Below are 487 nucleotides of genomic sequence, written 5' to 3'. Positions count from 1 at the left end.
ACTAAATTATCAACCTTTTAAGTCATACTTTCTTCGTATTTTGATATTTCTTCCATTTCTTTACTAACTTTTTCGAATTCAACTTCCCAAGCTTCATCATTTTTAAATATAGTTGTTAAATCCCAGGTTTGATTTATATCAACTTCACTTCTTTTTAAGATTTTTTCCATCTTTATTCCTCTTTCTAATTCTAATTTCATAATACATTTTATCATTTTACATTTTTTGTATCAATGTCTTAAATCTACATTCATTTTATTAAAGTTACTAGATTTTGAAAAAGTAAGTATAAAATCTCCTTCATCAGCACCAGAAATTATAGAATATTAATACTGAGATAACATATTTTCAATTATAACAGTAGGAATATATACTTCATTTTTTTTCTATAAATCATGTTTATTATAATTTAATTTATCTATTTTTTCAAGAACTACATCTAAATCATTAACTAATATAGATTTATAGATTTTTAACACAATATCAT

The 487-nt window shown here is 21.6% G+C and carries 1 protein-coding gene; it reads right to left on the bottom strand.

All coding sequences use genetic code 11. The features are described from left to right. Positions 1 to 17 precede the first annotated feature (17 nt). Positions 18 to 170, bottom strand: coding sequence for a hypothetical protein (locus AYC60_RS08605; protein ID WP_197416951.1), 153 nt, complete (start codon positions 168 to 170; stop codon positions 18 to 20). Positions 171 to 487: the final 317 nt, after the last annotated feature.

The organism is Streptobacillus felis (genome assembly GCF_001559775.1).
In the GTDB taxonomy this organism is placed as follows: Bacteria; Fusobacteriota; Fusobacteriia; order Fusobacteriales; family Leptotrichiaceae; genus Streptobacillus; species Streptobacillus felis.
Note: the sequence above shows the minus strand (reverse complement) of the source record. Positions and strands in the feature narration are given on the sequence as shown.